Source organism: Butyricicoccus sp. AM78-15b2TA (assembly GCF_027665985.1).
GTDB classification, from domain to species: Bacteria; Bacillota; Clostridia; order Oscillospirales; family Butyricicoccaceae; genus Agathobaculum; species Agathobaculum butyriciproducens.
Genome location: NZ_JAQEHY010000005.1, coordinates 79,777 through 95,834 on the forward strand (window position 1 = coordinate 79,777; position 16,058 = coordinate 95,834).

Below are 16,058 nucleotides of genomic sequence, written 5' to 3' on the forward strand. Positions count from 1 at the left end.
TGTCTTATGCTGAAACTCGGATATAACGAAGCAACCTGCAAGGAAAATTCCACAGTTGAAAACGACCTGCTGCTGTGTGAAAAGTACGGCTATGACTATATCGAGCTGCGTCTCGATATGCTGCAGGAGTATCTCAAGACCCACACCACAGACGATCTCAAGGCGTTTTTTGCAAAGAGCCATATCAAGCCGTTTGCATTCAACTCCATTGAAAACATCAACTTCTGCACGCCGGAGGAGTGGGAAAAGCTTGTAGAGCTGTTCACCTTCGGCTGCAAGGTGGCTCAGCAGATCGGCAATCCGTACATTATTGTTGTGCCGACTGTTACCAACGAGATCTGCACCAAGAACGAGAAGGAGATCTTCGACGACTCGGTGAAGGTGCTGAACGAACTCGCTGACATTGCTGAACCGTACGGCGTCAAGCTGTCCTTCGAGCCGATCGGTGACAAGAAATGGTGCGTCAACAGCGTTCGTCAGGCGCTCGAGATCGTAAACGCCGTCAACCGCGACAGTGTTGGTCTGACCGTGGACTGCATCAATGTTTACCTGCACGACAAGTGCGCGGACGTTGATTTCATCCGCAAAATTTCCAAGGAGAAGCTGTTCGTGTTCCACATCAACGACTGCGAGGACCTGCCGCTCGGCATCCTCGACCACTGCCACCGTCTGATGCCCGGTCTGGGTGCCATTCCGGTGCAGGAGGTTGCTGATGCGGTACAGGCAGTCGGCTACGACGGCCCTGCGTGCCTCGAACTGTTCCGTCCGGAATACTGGAGAATGCCTGCTGAGGATGTGATCCGCATGGGTGCGGAAACCACCCGTCCGTTCCTCGGCTAATTTTCCCGAATCGCAGATCAAATTCCACATTCAATTTATTCTCTCTTATTTATATTCAAGTCTCCAAACAGAATACAAATATAATTTTCTCCTCAAAAGGACGGAAGGTACTTGGGCCCTTCTGTCCTTTTGCTTTCCATCACATCAGACAATCCTGCAAAACCCCAAAGGGCGCTCCTTCGAGCGCCCTTTGGGGTTTTGGAAAGACCTGACTTTCGCCAGACCGATCGCACTTGTCTTTACCGCAGCGTGAGCACCATCAGCACAACTGCCGACACGCTCAGCACAAGGCCGATAATGCGCGTCAGCCGCGTTACACCGCGGATGCTCATCGCGTGAAAGCTCTCAAACGAGGTGACCGGATACGGAAACGCGATAAACGCCAGTCCCGCAACAAGCTGACCGGCATACGCACCGATCATGCGCAGCGGACTGTCACCGCCAAAAAATGCACTGATAACAAATCCGATGCCGCCCAGAAAGACCAGAAGATACAGTGCGGTCTTGAATCGCTTATCCAGCTTGATATACTGTTCGGTCTTTGCCGCACAATCCGCGCAGCACACCTCAAACGAGCGCGTGCGCACCTTTACCTTAGTCGGCTTTTCCGGCAGATCACCGCCGCAGTATACGCATTTTTCCTCCATAATGGTCCCCTCCTGCAAAATTTATTTCTGTCGGTAGGTCTGGAATGCCTCCAGCACCGAGCTAATCTGCTCGTCATTCAACAGCTTCGGCTCCTGACCGGCTGCCTTACAATTATAATAGAGCTGTGCGCAGAATTCGATCTGCTCGGACACATCCAGCGTGTAGCTGATATTGCCGCCGACGCACAGCAGACCGTGATTTCCGAGAATGCAGGCGTAATTATCGCCCATGCCGTCCAACGCCGCCTGTGCCAGTTCATAAGTGCCGAACGGCACATACGGAATGCACGGCACCTCTCTGCCCGAATACGCCACCAGATAGTGCAGCGGCGGAATGCTCCAGCCGAGACACGCCAGCGTAGTAGCGTAGCGCGGATGCGTGTGCACGACCGACTTGATGCCCGGGCGCTTCTGGTAGAAAATACGGTGCATGTCCACCTCGGAAGATGGCTTGCGGTCGCCGTCCGCCTTTTCGCCGTCGAGCGTCATAACGACCACATCGCTTGCGTCGGTCTTAAAATAGTCCATGCCACTCGGACTGATGGCAAACAGGTTCTCCTTCTCGTTGTAAATGCTCAGGTTGCCGAAGGTGCCTGCGGTCAGACCGCGCTTGAGCATTTCCTGTCCGTATACAACGATTTTCTCTCTTTCTTCCTGCAAAAGCATTGCGTTTCCTCCTTACTCCAGTGTGATGGACACATGATTTACCACCCGATCGGTTACTCCGTCAGCCAGAAACCGATCAACCTCACGCATGAGCAAAAACGGCGCCCGTGGGATCGCGTCTACCGTGGTGCCCGCAATGTGCGGCGTTAGCAGCACGTTGTCCATCTGCAGCAGCGGATCGTCCACGGCGAGCGGCTCGCTGTCGTACACATCCAGTGCCGCGCCTGCCATGCAGCCCTGCTGCAGCGCCTCGACCAGTGCCGGCTGATCGACCAGACCGCCGCGCGCGGTGTTGATAAAGTACGCCGTTTTTTTCATGCGGGAAAAATACTGCATGTCGATCATATGCTCGGTATCCGATGTCAGCCGCAGGTGCAGCGATACAATATCGCCCTGTTCAAACAGAGTTTCAAGTGAATCGACCAGCTTGATTGCACCGAGACCGGCCTTTTCCAGCTTTTCCGGACTGGTGTATGCGTCATACGCGATCACCGGCACGCCGAGTGCCAGCAGACGGCGCGCCAGCGCGCTGCCGACGTTGCCGATACCGGCCAGCGCCACCGTATGGCTGGAAAGCGTCATCAAATGGTCCGAGTTGTAAAAGCTCTTCATCCATACACCTTCGCGCATTTTGCGGTGCGATAGCGCGATATCGCGCGTCAGATCAAGCATCATGCCGAGGGCAAAGTCCGCGACCGGCTCTGCATTGCGGATAACGTTGAGCACCGGAATATTGCGCTCACTTGCAGCTGCAAGGTCAATGTGCTCCATGCCGCCGCGGCAGGTCAGGATGACCTTGAGGTTAGGCGCTTTCTCAATCAGCGCACGCGGCACCGGATTGAAATGCACGAGCAGAACCTCTGCCTCGCCGATCACCTCGTCCAGACCGTCCGCATACGGTACGGCTTCCGGACCGTTCCGCTCGAGTTTAAGCTGCCGCGAGGTGAATTCCTGCTTGTCGGAGCCGCCCCACATCAGCTTAGTGATCCTGCCGCAGCAGAGTGTGCTTTGCTGCACCGCCTGCTCCATCGTGTCCGGCGAAACAAAAGCATCGCCGACCAGTACGATATTCTGCGGCTTTTGTGTCAGTTCCTTCATCTTTTCCTCCTCTTCGGAATAAAACAACAGCCGGCTGCGCTGCATTTGTTTGCAGCAGCAGCCGGCTGTTTTCAGTTTAGAAGCAATCGCTTAGTATGCCGAGTAAGCAGCAGCAGCGTTCTCCAGATAGCCAACGAAACGCTCCTTGTTCCTCTTGAACAGGAAGTACAGTACGAAGTATGCAATGACAACCGCACCGATGATGATCGGATTCTGAGACCAGAATGCATAGAACAGACCGGCGATCAGCGGGTGGCACATAATACCGAAGCTGATGATGAATACGCCTTCCTGTGCCAGCTGGAAGCCGGCGTCAACAGCGACCTGCGTAAAGGTCGGCGCGAGAACGGACGCAACAACCAGGCCCAGAGAGAACCAGATCGCACCGGAAACAACGCTCTTTGCGATATTGCCGTTGGATACGCAAACAAATACCTCAACCATGTACGGCAGAGCGCACAGGTCAGCCATCGGCAGGATGGTGTTGCCCGGAAGAACAAATGCTACAACCAGCATGATCGGGATCAGCAGGATGCCGGTAACCAGTGTATTCGGCTCGCCGTAACCGCATGCATCGTTAACAGAGAGATACCATTCACGGCCTTCGCCGGACTTGGCAGCCTTGGACTTGTACGCATCAGTCAGAGTGGTAAATGCGCTTGCGAAGATACCGGCTACCTTCGGGAATACTGCCATGATCGCTGCGGTGGAAACGGCTGCAGAGGATACCGTACCCCAGGCCGTCAGCGCACCCTCGCCGACCAGAGCGTTAAAGTTGCCGATGATGCCGATCAGAGCGCCGACAACCAGGCCGATGAACATAGGCTCACCGAGGATGCCGAGCTTCTTCTGCAGGGTCTGTGCATTCAGCTTGATCTTGTCAAAGCCGATCTTGCCGAGGAACCAGTTCATGAATACCGCAAACGGCAGGCTCTCCAGATGATGAGGAGCGGTCATGCAGCAGTTATCGTAATCATAATAGGTAGACCAGCGCTTTGCGCAAGCCTCAGAGAACAACAGGATGTACAGCAGCTGAACGACCATCAGAGCCATGGAGAGCATCATGTTGTCGGTCAGAGCATACAGCATGGAGCCCCAAACCATGAAGGAGTAGTTGTTCCACAGATCGGATGCCATAAATACGTTTGTCCACTTGGTGAAGAACAGCACAAGCTGCAGAATGATTGCAACGCCGATGAAGATCAGGCCGACCTTGGTCGAATACGCGATAACCGACGTGGACTGCCAGCCGGTATCGAGCGTCGGCAGATTTACGCCTGCGTTCGTAACCATCTGGTTGACAACCGGTGCGATAATCGCGGAATAGCTGTTGATAACGAGGTTGAAGCCCGTCAAGCCGACTGCACACAGCAGTGCCGTGTTAAATGCCTTCTTGCCGGTAACACCCATGCACTTTGCGATGATAAACAGAATAACCGGTACGAATACTGCAGCACCGAATGCACTGAACACATCACTTAATGTTTGAAAGAAACTTGCCATGCTTGGAACCACCTTTCTTTTTTACCCTTTTGCCTTTACTCTTTGCTATGGATGACTATGAGAAAATGCGCCTTACCCTTTACGCATTTGCCTCCAGGATCTTCAGGCAGTCATCGACTACCTTGTCCTCGGACAGACCGGTCAGCATGCCGACTGCCTTTACCTTCGGGATGCCGAAGTCCTCGTAAACCGGGCTTACACATGCAATCAGATCAAACTTCTTGCCGGTGATCTCGGTCGAAATGCTGTTCGGGCTTGCCTCTACCATGGCAGCGTCCCAGCCCTTTTCCTTCAGGCGCTCCTTGAGCTTGCCTGCTACCATTGCGGAACTTACGGTACCCGAACCGCATACACACAGAATGTTACAAGTTTTCATTATTTAGCCCTCCAATAAATTAAATTTAACCGTGTTTTGAACAGAACCGCAGTCCTGTAATCAACCAATGTACTTCTGAGCCGCCTCGAACAGCTCGTCTTCATTTTTTGCTGCGCGGAATGCAGCAACGACCTCCGGCTGCTGGAACACGCCGAGCACCTTCTGCAGCAGCTCGACCTGCCCATCCGGATTCTTGATGGCCATCATGAACAGCATTTCCGCCTGCACCTTGGTATCCGGATCGCCCATATGCTCAAACTCGACCGGGTGCTTAAGCTGTGCGATGCACACGCCCGGGCGGTTAACATGCTGCGGATCGGTGTGCGGCATAGCTACCGCGATATCCGCCAGCTGCAGACCGGTCGCGTAATTCTTCTCACGCGCAACAACTGCATCAATGTAGGTATCCTTTACGAAGCCTTCATCGTAAAAACGCTGACCGACCTTGCGGATTGCCTCCTCGGCGTTTGCCGCTTCCACATCCCGCAAAATCAGATTGCGAAAGGTTGCCTGCTCCATCTTCATTTCTCCTTCTCTTCTCAGTCGGTCAAGCCTTCCAGGAATTCCATGATCTTTGCACCGGATTCCTGCTCGTTGGCGCCTTCTACCTCGATTTTGATCGCTGAACCTTTTTTCAGACCTGCGGTCAAAATTCCAATTACATTTTTGGGGTTAATCGTGCCTTTTTCGCAGATCAGACGAATATCATCCGGAATATCCTTGCACAGCTTGGCCAGCTGGCTGGCCGGACGTGCGTGCAGACCGGTTGGATTTTTTACAACAAATTCACTGGTGAACATGGATGTTCCTCCTATTCCTACTATTCCTATGGAATATTATCGCAATTCCTATGGGCAATATCATATTGGATTTTTCGCTTTTTGTCAATACGTTTATTGACATTCTATACGAAAAACGCTATACTTTGTGTTGTGAACAAATGTTCATCTAACTTTTCAAATTTTTAAGGAGGCCTATTATGAGCAGCCGTACCGATTTGCTCGTACGAATCTCCGAGCTTTATTATCAGCAGAATCTCAGCCAGCAGGATATCAGCAAAATCACCGGCATTTCCCGTCCCACCATCTCCCGACTTCTCGATGAAGCGAAGGAAACCGGCGTGGTTGAAATCATCGTTCATAGTCCGATCAACAAAAATCCGCAGCTTTCGCACCTTGTTCGTACGACCTTCGGTTTACGCGATGCGGTCATCGTTGCCGGAGATTATGAATTCGACCAGTCCCTGACACGCTGTGCACACTGTGCAGTAGATTTTCTTTCGACCGTACTGGAAAACAACATGTCTATCGGCATTTCGTGGGGCCGTGCACTGGAAGCACTGTGCGATGTCCTCGAACCGACCGATTATTCCGACTACTATAATGTAACTGTTGTGCAGATGGTCGGCTGCCTCGGCACCGGCAATCCGCGTGTGGACGGCCTCGAGCTTGCGCTCCGGCTTTCCAAAAAGGTGCACGGCACCTATTCCAACATCTATGCACCGGTCTATGTGGACAGCGAGTTGGTTTACTCCTATCTCACCGCCGAGCCGCAGATTGAAGCAACACTCAAGAAGGCAGGTTCGGTAGATATCATCCTCACCGGCATCGGTTCGCTGAATGACGCCAACGGCTCACTTTATAAATCCGGCTGCTACAACGCCGAGGAGCGCAAGGAGCTGATGCGCCGCGGTGCGGTTTCCAGTCTGCTCGGCCGCATGTTTGACATCAACGGCAACGAGGTTCAGCTGGACAGCCGCTACGTCATCTCCGCTCCGTTGGAGGCAATGCGCACTCCGGCGTGGTCGATCGGCATCAACGCCAGTGCCGAAAAGGCAGAGTGCACGCTTGCCGCCGTGCGCGGAAAGTACATCAACGTACTGGTCGCGGACGAGGCACTCGCCCGCCGCATGCTGGAAATGGAAGGCGTTGCCGTTCCCGAATAAGCACCCCTTTTTAGAATCAACCAATACCGTACAAGCGGTATTGGTTTTTTCTTTTCTCTCATTTCTTTATCATAATCAGTTCATTCTTTATCCATCGTGGGATTGCTTATTGCAGACTGTCATCGAGCACGATAACACCCTTGGCGCCTTCGCCGCGAATCATCTTGTCAAAGCCGTCGCGCCATTTCTCCAGCGGATCGATCGAGGTGACGATCTTTTCCGGTACGACTGTGCCTGCCGCCAAAAGCTCCAGAGCCTTGACCCACGAGGACGGCTTCTGGCTGCGGGAGCCAACATAGTTGATCTCGTGATGCAGGATCAGGTCGGTCCAGATACTCTCATGCGATTGCGGGAACACGCCCATCTGTACAACTGTGCCCTTGCGGCGTACCAGCTCAAGCGCCTTGTTGGCTGCCGGAACCGCACCCGAGCACTCAAAGCACTTGTCCGCACCGACACCGTTCGTCATCTCCATCACGATATCCTTGATGTTCTCGGTCTGCTGATCAACACAGCGGTCCGCGCCTGCACTCTTTGCAATCTCAAAGCGTTCCGCATCGTGGCTCAGTCCGGCAACGATAACGGTCGCGCCCTGACTCTTTGCCACCTGCATAACCATCTGGCCGATTGCGCCAACACCGAATACCACGCAGATATCGCCAGGCTGTACATTGCCCTTCTCGATAGCAGCATGTACGCCGCACGCAAGCGGTTCAGTGAGCGCGGCACTCAGCAGCGATACGTTATCCGGCAGGACGTGAACGCTTTCCTCTCTGCTGACCAGATACTCAGCCATCGAGCCGTTAATCTGGGTGCCAATGCCCTGCCGGTTGCCGCACAGATTGTAATCCTTGGATTTGCACATCGGGCATACGCCGCAGGTCTTGAAGGTGGTCTCGCTGGTAACGCGATCTCCCACCTTAACATTCTTTACGTCCGGACCGATCTCGGTGACTACACCGGAAAACTCATGGCCGAGTACAACCGGCGGCTTGGTGCTCGCGTAGGTGCCCTTGAACGCATGAAGATCAGTGCCGCAGATACCGGAGTACGCGATCTTGATCTTTACCAGATCTCCGGTCGCTTTGGGTTCCGGAATATCTGTATACTGCATATGATCAAAACCGGTCTCCGTTTTCACAACAGCTTTCATAATTCATCTTCCTTTCATGGAACTCGCGGGAATGTTTGAAATTTCGTTCATTGTTGTGAACCGTTTTCTAAATTCCTTTTATCTCATTATAGGCAACATAAACAGTCTCGTCAAGCCATTTCCGCGCTTCAATCGTCGTTTTTCACTATTTGACTAATTTCATCAACTCGTTTTTGGCACAAATGACAAGTTTTCTATCGTTGACATTTGTGCTTGTATATGAAATAATGTTTTTAAGAGATCGACACCACAACCCACAGCACCGGCTGTTCGTATAGGTATTGGATTCAGAAAGGAGTCATGCTCTTATGAGTGAAAAAAATTATTCCACCGCCGATATTCAGGCGGTCGCTAACGGAATCCGCAAGCAGATTCTCGGCGTTGCACTGAAAACCGGCGGCTGCTATCTGGCACAGGCGTGCTCGTCGGCAGAAATCATTGCCTCCCTGTACACCCGTGTGATGAACCTCGGTCCGTCCGTCGGCAGCTGGGAGCCGATTCCGTTCCCCGGCGTTCCGGGGCCGGATAATATGGATTATCAGCGAGGCTCCTCTTACAACGGCGCTCCCGCACCGGATAAGGACCGTTTCTTCGTATCCTGCTGCCACTATGCTTCGGTTATCTACGCCGCACTGGCAGAGACCGGCCGCATCAGCCCGGACTGCATGGACAAATTCAATGTAGACGGCTGGAACATGGAAATGATCGGTGCGGAGCACTCCCCCGGATTTGAGAACACCGCAGGCTCGCTCGGTCAGACCATCTCGATCGCAGGCGGCACGGCTCATGCCCGCAAGCGCCGCGGCGACACCGGCAAGTGCTATGTTCTGCTCGGTGACGGTGAGCTGCAGGAAGGTCAGACCTGGGAGTGCATTCAGGCTGCCGGCTACTACAAGCTGGATAACTTCATCGTTGTAATCGATGCAAACGACCAGCAGGTTGAGGGCAGGATTGAGGATCAGATGACCGAGGAGCCGCTGATCGACCGCTTCACCTCGTTCGGCGCAGTCTGCGTTGAGGCAAACGGCCACGACATTGAGGACTTCTGCAAAGCATGTGAGACCCCGCATGAGGGCAAGCCGCTCGTTGTTATCGCACGCACGCACGGCTGGACCGGCGTTAAGCCGCTCGAAAAGCCGCGTTCGATGCATTTTATCCGCATCGGCGCTGACGAGCGTGATGAATTCCAGAAGATCTATGACGAGATGTGAGAAGGAAGGAGTTCAAAATGAAGATCGAAGTTAATACACACGAAAAAAATATGATTCGCTTCGCAGCCGAGCATCCGGAGGTTCTGGTTATGTCGGCCGACCTCGGCTCCTCCTGCGAAGTAAAAAAGTTCCGCCAGACCTACCCGGACCGCTATCTGACCATGGGTATCGCTGAGCAGAACATGTGCTCCTGGGCAGCCGGCATGTGCCGTGAAGGCTACCGTCCGTTCCTGCATACCTTTGCGGTATTCCTGTATCGCCGCATCCTCGATCAGCTGGAAATGAGTGTTGCTTATCCGAATCTACCGGTTGTATTCGTCGGCTTTGTGCCGGGCATTACCACGCCGGGCGGTGTTACCCACCAGTCCATCAACGACATCGGCGTACTGCGCACGGTGCCGAACATGGCCATCTTCGACATCGGTGATGCAACCGAAATCGAAGGCGTGCTCGATCTGGCATACAACTACAACGGTCCGGTTTACATCCGCATGCTTCGCAAGGAAGTTCCGCGCCTGTTCCCGGCAAATGAGCCGATGCAGTTCAACCGTGCCCGCGTGCTGAGTGAAGGCGATGACATCGTTCTGCTGTCCTCCTCCATCTGCACCGAGGAAGCAATGCGCGCTACCGCAGTTCTGAAGGAAAAGGGCGTTTCCGTACAGCATATGCACGTTTCCACCCTCAAGCCGTTCACCGACCCGACCATCGTTGAGGCCATCAATAAGAGCAAGTACGGCGTTGTTACCATCGAAAACCATCTGGATATCGGCGGTCTCGGCTCCGCTGTTGCCGATGTTATCGCAGAGAACGGACTGGGCAAGCGTCTGGTCAAGATCGGCCTGCCGGGCTATCCGCACGGTGCGTCCAAGATGTATCTGATGAAGAAGTACGGCATTGATGCCATGCACCTCGTATCCGCTGTCGAGGACCTGACCGGCAAGAAGCTCGGCGTTGCAGAGTCCGATCTGGAAGCCGTTCGCTTTGTAGACTTCCTGGAGGTATAAATGGGCTTTCGCGCCTGCGTCTGGGATTTGGACGGCACGCTGCTCTATACCCTGCCGACAATTCACCATTACTGTAACCAGTCCCTTCGTCATTTCGGCTTTCACGGCATTACACTCGACGAGTGCCGTGACCTGTGCCGCCTTTCTATCGCGGAGTTTTACCATAAGCTGCTGAAGCTCGGCGGCTGCCCGCCTGATCGGGTTGCCGCACTTCAGCCCGCGATACGCGATTACGACTGCGCTGCGTACCTCAGCGATTTCACCTATCTCACCCAGCCGTATGCAGGGGTGTGTGAAACGCTTGCGGAGCTAAACTGCCGCGGCATCAAGAACGCCGTTCTGACGAATAAACCCAACGCCGTTGCCTGTGCGCTCATCGACCGATTTTTCGGAGATGCGATGGAGCTGTGCGTCGGACAGACGCCGGAGACCATCTCCAAACCCGATTCGCACTCGATGGACCCTGTGCTTGAGCAGCTGGGCATACCGCGTGAGCAGATACTCTACGTCGGTGACACCGATGTGGACATGCAGACCGCACGCAACACGCAAACGGCAGCCGCTGCTGCCGCATGGGGCTATCAGCCGCTCGAAATGCTGCTGCCCTACCATCCGGAATTCATCGTCCGCAGACCGGAACAGCTGCTCACGATTTTTTAGGAGGAATTCACCATGTTTTCGGAAATGAAAAAAGAAATCATCGAAGCCGGTATCCTGCTCGACCGTTATGAGCTGGTATCGCTGACCTGCGGCAACCTGAGCGTGCGCATGCCGACCGGCGAGATTCTCGTTACGCCGTCCGGCATGATGTACGAGAAGATGGTCGAGGATGATATGATCGTCATGGATATCGACGGCAATGTCATCGAAGGCACCCGCAAGCCTTCGTCCGACACACCGGCTATCCTGCATATCTTCCGCGAGCGTCCGGACATCAACGCCGTTATCCACACCCACCAGCCGTATGCGACTGCAGTTTCGCTCATTCCGGGCCTGACCGAGTTCCGCGTATGCATTACCGCACTGGCCAATGCCGCCGGCGGCAATGTGCCGATCACGCCGTATTCGGCTGCAGGCTCGATCGATATGGGCATTGATACGGTTAAGTACGTCGGCAACGGTCATGCCGTTATCCTGTCTCAGCACGGCGTTATGACGGTCGGCAAGGACCTCAATCAGGCGCTGTACGCTGCGGTCTACCTCGAAGAAGCCGCAAAATGCTATCTGGCTGCCCGCGCAGCCTGCGTCAACGGCGAGATCAAGCAGATGAGCGACGCGCAGATTCAGCAGATGGTTGACGTATTCCAGTATTACGGTCAGGGCACTGCCAAGATTCCGGAGGATCTGGTAAAGCGAATCGACTAAACTCACACAGTCTACCTATTCACTCAGATAGAAATTTCCAAACCAAACCTTAAGACAACACCCCTCTAATAAAATCAGGACGGAAGGTCTCTCGAGCCTTCCGTCCTGATTTTTTGATTTATTCTGTTAATTAATCGATCGGCGTAAATTCGCCTAACTGCTCGGTGCCGGTCACGATTGCCTTTCCGTTTTCGACCGTCACCACATAATTTTCCTCATAACTGTTATCCGAGTCGTCTATCTTCATCACATTGACATAATATCCGCCCGCCGGACGGCTTTCCACAAAATTGACGCGGCTGTTTGTCCAGCCGGTTGTCTGGCAGTAATTCAGCGCGGCCTGCGATGCCATATCCTCCGGCCGGATCTTCTCCTGCTGTCCGCCTGCACTCTTTTCGTAATTCAGAATGGTATCCACATTCGCTTTTTCCGTGGCATTCAGCATATTGTTGGAGTACGCACTGTCCGCATGATACCACTCCGCCGAGGCAAAGAAAATTTTCCATTCATCCGTGGTAAAAGTATAGCCGTGCCGCGCATAAATCTCGTTGCGCACAGCCGCAACCTCATTTTGCGTCAGCTTGGACAGATCATCCGTGGTAATGGTTTTCGTGTCCGTCGGCCACAGTTTATTGCTGCCAATTACGGTATCGGTCAGCGAAAGGTCGATAGACTTGGTCGCTGTGCCCTCGTACAGCATGTAGGTCGGCGCCGCCTGTTCCGCCGCTAGCTCCTGCTGAGTCTGCGCTGCCGCGTCACCGAACGTACAATGGAACGTAAACGGCGCAATGCCTTCGTCCCAATCATCCGACGAGCCAGTCAGCGTGATGTCAAAATCCGCCTTTTCCAGTGCCGGGAAGGTGATGATGCCGGTCGTGCTCGCGCCGACCATCAAATCCGACTGCAGCTCCGGATAATCAGCATAGGAGTTATACTCCCGCTCGAACTGCTTGCCGTTCTGCACGATTTTTGCGCTGGAATCGTAGATACTGAACGCCGCTGCACCGTTGTTCGTCACCGTAACCGCAACGCGTGTTTCCTTTTCCGCCAGCTCCACCGAGTCGACCGAAACCGTGTAGCCGCACTGTGTCTGCGCCGCTGTCTGCACCGTCGCGGTGTACAGCGTCGGCGCACAGGCCTCCTGATAAGTTACCACCTCTACCGAATCCGCAACGATCGCAGGCGCGGTGATTTTGCTGCCCAGTGCGTTTTCGCCCTCGTGTTTACCGGAAACACTGCCTAAAATATGCACATAATCATCATCCTGCAGCTTGAGCGAGGTGTCCTTGCAGGCTACGATCGTGTTGCGCTCTCCGTTCTCCGGGTCTCCCCACATCTGGAAATACACGCCGTCGTCATCGTACTCTGGCTCGTTGAACACACGGCCGTACAGCTCGAGCGTGCGGCCCTTGAACGAATCCGGATCGCTGTACATCTGCGTGATCTCGTCCTCGCTCATCGGCGAGGTGTCGGCCGGTGTGCTTGAGCCGCAGCCGGATAACAGCAGCAGCATGGCAAGCAAACCGCAAATTTTTTGTTTCATGATTCTCCCTGCTTTCTTTTACTTGTTTAATAATTCCTGCATGTGCTGGCTTGCCTCTGTGATCGACATGCCGGCCACCGAATACGTTTCGTAATCCCGTAGAATTTCATCCCGCACAGCACTGTCCATCACTCGGTAGCACTCGACCTCTTTCTCAAATCCGTCCGAAGTCGTCAGCGTGCGCGTTCCGCTCGGATACGCATACACCGTTGTTGCACCTGACTGGGAAAATGGTTTGGTGGTGATCAGAACATACTGTTCATCGCCCGGATAGGTGTTCATATCAATGTAGCCCTGTATCAACGATGGAATAAAGTCGTTCGTCACATTATTCGCCAGATACTCATATGTGCCCGTCATAGACTCCTGCGCCGCATCGATTGCCTCTCCCACAGCACTGATTACGCTATTTTGGCTGTTTGCGGCAGAACTTTTCAACTTGTACTGCAGATAAAACGCATGCTCTTCGGTTTTATCTGCGGCGCTCTTTGCACCGGACATACCGCCCGAATAGTCCGAACGGTATTTCTTGTCCAGTTCGTCCATCTTCTTCTGGTCGTCACAGATCTGATCCCACGCCGTGAGCACGTCCTTCATCTGCTCTGTCTCCGGAAACGCCTGCCTGTAGATTGTGAGATAACGGTCGAGCTGTGTGCGGTCGTCCTGTTCGATCAAATCCGGTAGCATCTGCTGATAATAGGCGTACACCCAGTTCTCCTTCACGTGGGAGAGTTTTTTCGCTGCCTTCTCGATGTTATCCTTGCCCAGCGCTTTCTCTATTTTTTTGTTGGCGCGTTTCTGTTGGCGCGCCAGCTTCTTAGCAGCTTTCTCCTCCTGCCTTTGCTGCTTTTCTGCCTCCTTCTGCTGTTTCTCTGTCTCAGCCTTCGCCGCCTGAACTGCCTCTTCCTGCTTTTTCTGTTCGGAGGCCGCCTGCTGTTCCGCCTGAGAAGTTGTTTCTTGCTCTACGGTTTTGTTTTCTGTCGCTTCAGATGTTGTTTCGGTGGCCTGCGATTCACCCTGTTCTGTTGGTACTGCCTCCGCTGAGGTGGTCGTGCTGCTCTCCGGCGCAGTGACAACCGCCCATACCACGAATGCGACACAAAGTGTCGAAACAATGAATTTCGTCCGCAGTTTCAGCTTGTACCGCGGATATTTGTGATTGAAAATCAGCCGCGCAACTGCTAATCCAATGCCCACAGCCGTGCCGAATGGAGGCATGACGAACAAAAGTATGATACTGATTGGCCAGCGCAGAATCAGCGGCAGTTTTCGCTCAGCAAACGATTCTGCTAACACTACCGCTGGTTCTGCCGATTGTTCCTGTTTTTTCTTAAAAAACATACGGTTTCACCTGCTTTATATTCATTCTGCACTGGATACCGTTCCTCCGGACGAATCCGTCTCTCCGTAAACCGCAGAGAACAGACCTGCCGAAATCAGCGCCGGTGCCTCCTTGCCGTTGATCTGCACCGAATCTACCTGGAACGTATCCCCGTAGATGCCAAACACAATGCGAACCTGTACCTGCTCGCCGGAATACGTGCAGTTTCCCTGAAAATCGACTCGCTCCTGCGTACCTTCCTCGTACGCCTTCCACTTGGGCGAGCCAAAGAAATTATCGAACGCATCGCCTACCGTAACCGTTGTGCTATACTGCGACAGATACGCATTACGCACCTTTGCCGTATCGTCCAGTGCCGGAGACAGCACAGCCATAGAATATGCCGCTGCAGCGATAATCAGCACTACGCTGATTATTAAGCCGTTACGCCGTGCATGCCGCATGCGCTTGTACAGCTGATACGGATTGACTGGTGCCGCAGGCTCGAAAATCTTGCGGATATACGCTGCCAAGCACATTGCCTCCTCGGTCTGCCGCATGTTTTTGTTCAGCTTACCGTTCGTCTCTGCCTGCACGGTCAGCAGTGTGTCCTCCATGTGGATAGTGTACGTGCCATATCGTCCTGCAATGGAAGGCTGTCCAAATTCATCATAAAACAGATTGCGATTGTCCGGATACTGTAGTCCCTCCTTTAGCTTCTGATAAATGGCTGCATAATCCAGAGGTTCAGACAATTTGAACTGACTGCCGCCTTTTTTATACTGCCCGATCACATGGAAAGCGCGTCCCCAGAATGTCCAAACCAGATACGCTACGACCGCAAGAATCATAATTGCGCCTATCATACTAATTTCCTCCGTCTCTTTTACTGTGGGGCGGTGCCCCCTGTGAGTTACTTCTATTATACGCTATAAGTTTATATATTTCCACCCTAAAAGTTCATTTTTCATTACAACTGTACGGGGTACACTAAATAGAAAGAATGAACGGAGGAACAGCATGGACTGGGTGGCTATCGGAGGACGTATCCGCAAGCAACGCGAATATTTAGGACTGACACGCGAGCAATTTGCTGAAAAACTGGATATTACCCCCAAGTTTTGTGCAGATATTGAACTGGGAACCAAGGGTATGTCCGTGCCGACACTATGCCGTATTGCAACTACGCTCAGTCTATCCACTGACTATATTCTGTTCGGAAAACAGGAGAAAAAAGATAAGTTAGGGATGCTCAAAGCACTTTCTCCGATGGTGGAGAGTGTAACACCCGGGCAGCTTCCGTATCTGGAATCCATACTGAAAACGGTTATCAGTGCCATGAATCATAAAGATACAAAGTGAAAGAAAAGCCGTATGCTGAGAGCA

The 16,058-nt window shown here is 53.2% G+C and carries 18 protein-coding genes; 7 read left to right on the plus strand and 11 right to left on the minus strand.

Going from position 1 to position 16,058, the window contains the following annotated elements; all coding sequences use genetic code 11:
• Nucleotides 1–6 precede the first annotated feature (6 nt).
• A complete protein-coding gene (locus PGS25_RS06560) occupies nt 7–840 on the plus strand; it encodes a sugar phosphate isomerase/epimerase family protein (RefSeq protein WP_270418050.1) in 834 nt (277 codons plus the stop codon).
• 239 nt (nt 841–1,079) lie between these two features.
• Here PGS25_RS06560 and PGS25_RS06565 read toward each other — a convergent pair whose 3' ends face one another.
• From PGS25_RS06565 to PGS25_RS06595, 7 genes are all read right to left on the minus strand, one after another.
• On the minus strand, nt 1,080–1,487 hold the full coding sequence (locus PGS25_RS06565) for a TRASH domain-containing protein (protein ID WP_270418051.1): 408 nt from the start codon (nt 1,485–1,487) through the stop codon (nt 1,080–1,082).
• A 21-nt stretch (nt 1,488–1,508) separates the two neighbouring features.
• Nucleotides 1,509–2,153 (minus strand): L-fuculose-phosphate aldolase, encoded by a 645-nt coding sequence (locus PGS25_RS06570; protein ID WP_118479018.1) that lies wholly within the window; start codon nt 2,151–2,153, stop codon nt 1,509–1,511.
• Nucleotides 2,154–2,165: 12 nt separating this feature from the next.
• Complete coding sequence (locus PGS25_RS06575) at nt 2,166–3,251, minus strand: 2-hydroxyacid dehydrogenase (RefSeq protein WP_270418052.1); 1,086 nt, start codon at nt 3,249–3,251, stop codon at nt 2,166–2,168.
• A gap of 90 nt (nt 3,252–3,341) precedes the next feature.
• On the minus strand, nt 3,342–4,754 hold the full coding sequence (locus tag PGS25_RS06580; RefSeq protein WP_270418053.1) for a PTS galactitol transporter subunit IIC: 1,413 nt from the start codon (nt 4,752–4,754) through the stop codon (nt 3,342–3,344).
• Between the two features lie 79 nt (nt 4,755–4,833).
• Nucleotides 4,834–5,130 carry a PTS sugar transporter subunit IIB gene (locus PGS25_RS06585; RefSeq protein WP_118284905.1) on the minus strand — a complete coding sequence of 99 codons (297 nt, stop codon included), beginning with the start codon at nt 5,128–5,130 and terminating at the stop codon, nt 4,834–4,836.
• A gap of 60 nt (nt 5,131–5,190) precedes the next feature.
• Nucleotides 5,191–5,649 (minus strand): PTS sugar transporter subunit IIA, encoded by a 459-nt coding sequence (locus PGS25_RS06590; protein WP_270418054.1) that lies wholly within the window; start codon nt 5,647–5,649, stop codon nt 5,191–5,193.
• A gap of 20 nt (nt 5,650–5,669) precedes the next feature.
• On the minus strand, nt 5,670–5,930 hold the full coding sequence (locus PGS25_RS06595; RefSeq protein ID WP_118284907.1) for an HPr family phosphocarrier protein: 261 nt from the start codon (nt 5,928–5,930) through the stop codon (nt 5,670–5,672).
• A 179-nt stretch (nt 5,931–6,109) separates the two neighbouring features.
• Between PGS25_RS06595 and PGS25_RS06600 the strand changes: the two genes are divergently transcribed.
• The gene (locus tag PGS25_RS06600) at nt 6,110–7,075 is read left to right on the plus strand and encodes a sugar-binding transcriptional regulator (RefSeq protein ID WP_118479010.1); all 966 of its coding nucleotides are present in this window, start codon (nt 6,110–6,112) and stop codon (nt 7,073–7,075) included.
• Between the two features lie 106 nt (nt 7,076–7,181).
• Here PGS25_RS06600 and PGS25_RS06605 read toward each other — a convergent pair whose 3' ends face one another.
• Nucleotides 7,182–8,228 carry a zinc-binding dehydrogenase gene (locus PGS25_RS06605; RefSeq protein ID WP_118729055.1) on the minus strand — a complete coding sequence of 349 codons (1,047 nt, stop codon included), beginning with the start codon at nt 8,226–8,228 and terminating at the stop codon, nt 7,182–7,184.
• 308 nt (nt 8,229–8,536) lie between these two features.
• Between PGS25_RS06605 and PGS25_RS06610 the strand changes: the two genes are divergently transcribed.
• From PGS25_RS06610 to PGS25_RS06625, 4 genes are read left to right on the plus strand one after another with little or no spacing between them, the layout of a single operon-like run.
• Nucleotides 8,537–9,439: a 1-deoxy-D-xylulose-5-phosphate synthase N-terminal domain-containing protein gene (locus tag PGS25_RS06610; RefSeq protein ID WP_118284910.1), complete on the plus strand. Its 903-nt coding sequence runs from the start codon at nt 8,537–8,539 to the stop codon at nt 9,437–9,439.
• Nucleotides 9,440–9,456: 17 nt separating this feature from the next.
• On the plus strand, nt 9,457–10,443 hold the full coding sequence (locus PGS25_RS06615) for a transketolase family protein (RefSeq protein ID WP_118479004.1): 987 nt from the start codon (nt 9,457–9,459) through the stop codon (nt 10,441–10,443).
• The gene (locus tag PGS25_RS06620; protein WP_270418055.1) at nt 10,444–11,103 is read left to right on the plus strand and encodes an HAD family hydrolase; all 660 of its coding nucleotides are present in this window, start codon (nt 10,444–10,446) and stop codon (nt 11,101–11,103) included.
• A 12-nt stretch (nt 11,104–11,115) separates the two neighbouring features.
• Nucleotides 11,116–11,808 (plus strand): class II aldolase/adducin family protein, encoded by a 693-nt coding sequence (locus PGS25_RS06625; RefSeq protein ID WP_110436230.1) that lies wholly within the window; start codon nt 11,116–11,118, stop codon nt 11,806–11,808.
• A 130-nt stretch (nt 11,809–11,938) separates the two neighbouring features.
• Here the strand turns inward: PGS25_RS06625 and PGS25_RS06630 are convergent, their stop codons facing one another.
• The 3 genes from PGS25_RS06630 to PGS25_RS06640 are packed head-to-tail and all read right to left on the minus strand — an operon-like array spanning nt 11,939 to nt 15,538.
• Nucleotides 11,939–13,351: a YARHG domain-containing protein gene (locus tag PGS25_RS06630; RefSeq protein ID WP_270418056.1), complete on the minus strand. Its 1,413-nt coding sequence runs from the start codon at nt 13,349–13,351 to the stop codon at nt 11,939–11,941.
• Between the two features lie 18 nt (nt 13,352–13,369).
• Nucleotides 13,370–14,692 carry a hypothetical protein gene (locus PGS25_RS06635; protein ID WP_270418057.1) on the minus strand — a complete coding sequence of 441 codons (1,323 nt, stop codon included), beginning with the start codon at nt 14,690–14,692 and terminating at the stop codon, nt 13,370–13,372.
• Between the two features lie 21 nt (nt 14,693–14,713).
• Nucleotides 14,714–15,538 carry a hypothetical protein gene (locus PGS25_RS06640; protein ID WP_270418058.1) on the minus strand — a complete coding sequence of 275 codons (825 nt, stop codon included), beginning with the start codon at nt 15,536–15,538 and terminating at the stop codon, nt 14,714–14,716.
• 154 nt (nt 15,539–15,692) lie between these two features.
• On the opposite strand from PGS25_RS06640, the gene PGS25_RS06645 reads away from it, so the two are divergent.
• Complete coding sequence (locus tag PGS25_RS06645; protein ID WP_117751228.1) at nt 15,693–16,034, plus strand: helix-turn-helix domain-containing protein; 342 nt, start codon at nt 15,693–15,695, stop codon at nt 16,032–16,034.
• Nucleotides 16,035–16,058: the final 24 nt, after the last annotated feature.

Excerpts from the sequence above, each read along its gene's own strand:
- PGS25_RS06605 (WP_118729055.1), bottom strand. The coding sequence starts at position 8,228 with ATGAAAGCTGTTGTGAAAACGGAGACCGGTTTTGATCATATGCAGTAT.
- PGS25_RS06575 (WP_270418052.1), bottom strand. The coding sequence starts at position 3,251 with ATGAAGGAACTGACACAAAAGCCGCAGAATATCGTACTGGTCGGCGAT.
- PGS25_RS06600 (WP_118479010.1), top strand. The coding sequence starts at position 6,110 with ATGAGCAGCCGTACCGATTTGCTCGTACGAATCTCCGAGCTTTATTAT.
- PGS25_RS06615 (WP_118479004.1), top strand. The coding sequence starts at position 9,457 with ATGAAGATCGAAGTTAATACACACGAAAAAAATATGATTCGCTTCGCA.
- PGS25_RS06635 (WP_270418057.1), bottom strand. The coding sequence starts at position 14,692 with ATGTTTTTTAAGAAAAAACAGGAACAATCGGCAGAACCAGCGGTAGTG.
- PGS25_RS06630 (WP_270418056.1), bottom strand. The coding sequence starts at position 13,351 with ATGAAACAAAAAATTTGCGGTTTGCTTGCCATGCTGCTGCTGTTATCC.
- PGS25_RS06570 (WP_118479018.1), bottom strand. The coding sequence starts at position 2,153 with ATGCTTTTGCAGGAAGAAAGAGAGAAAATCGTTGTATACGGACAGGAA.
- PGS25_RS06590 (WP_270418054.1), bottom strand. The coding sequence starts at position 5,649 with ATGGAGCAGGCAACCTTTCGCAATCTGATTTTGCGGGATGTGGAAGCG.
- PGS25_RS06580 (WP_270418053.1), bottom strand. The coding sequence starts at position 4,754 with ATGGCAAGTTTCTTTCAAACATTAAGTGATGTGTTCAGTGCATTCGGT.
- PGS25_RS06640 (WP_270418058.1), bottom strand. The coding sequence starts at position 15,538 with ATGATAGGCGCAATTATGATTCTTGCGGTCGTAGCGTATCTGGTTTGG.
- PGS25_RS06645 (WP_117751228.1), top strand. The coding sequence starts at position 15,693 with ATGGACTGGGTGGCTATCGGAGGACGTATCCGCAAGCAACGCGAATAT.
- PGS25_RS06585 (WP_118284905.1), bottom strand. The coding sequence starts at position 5,130 with ATGAAAACTTGTAACATTCTGTGTGTATGCGGTTCGGGTACCGTAAGT.
- PGS25_RS06565 (WP_270418051.1), bottom strand. The coding sequence starts at position 1,487 with ATGGAGGAAAAATGCGTATACTGCGGCGGTGATCTGCCGGAAAAGCCG.
- PGS25_RS06595 (WP_118284907.1), bottom strand. The coding sequence starts at position 5,930 with ATGTTCACCAGTGAATTTGTTGTAAAAAATCCAACCGGTCTGCACGCA.
- PGS25_RS06620 (WP_270418055.1), top strand. The coding sequence starts at position 10,444 with ATGGGCTTTCGCGCCTGCGTCTGGGATTTGGACGGCACGCTGCTCTAT.
- PGS25_RS06610 (WP_118284910.1), top strand. The coding sequence starts at position 8,537 with ATGAGTGAAAAAAATTATTCCACCGCCGATATTCAGGCGGTCGCTAAC.
- PGS25_RS06560 (WP_270418050.1), top strand. The coding sequence starts at position 7 with ATGCTGAAACTCGGATATAACGAAGCAACCTGCAAGGAAAATTCCACA.
- PGS25_RS06625 (WP_110436230.1), top strand. The coding sequence starts at position 11,116 with ATGTTTTCGGAAATGAAAAAAGAAATCATCGAAGCCGGTATCCTGCTC.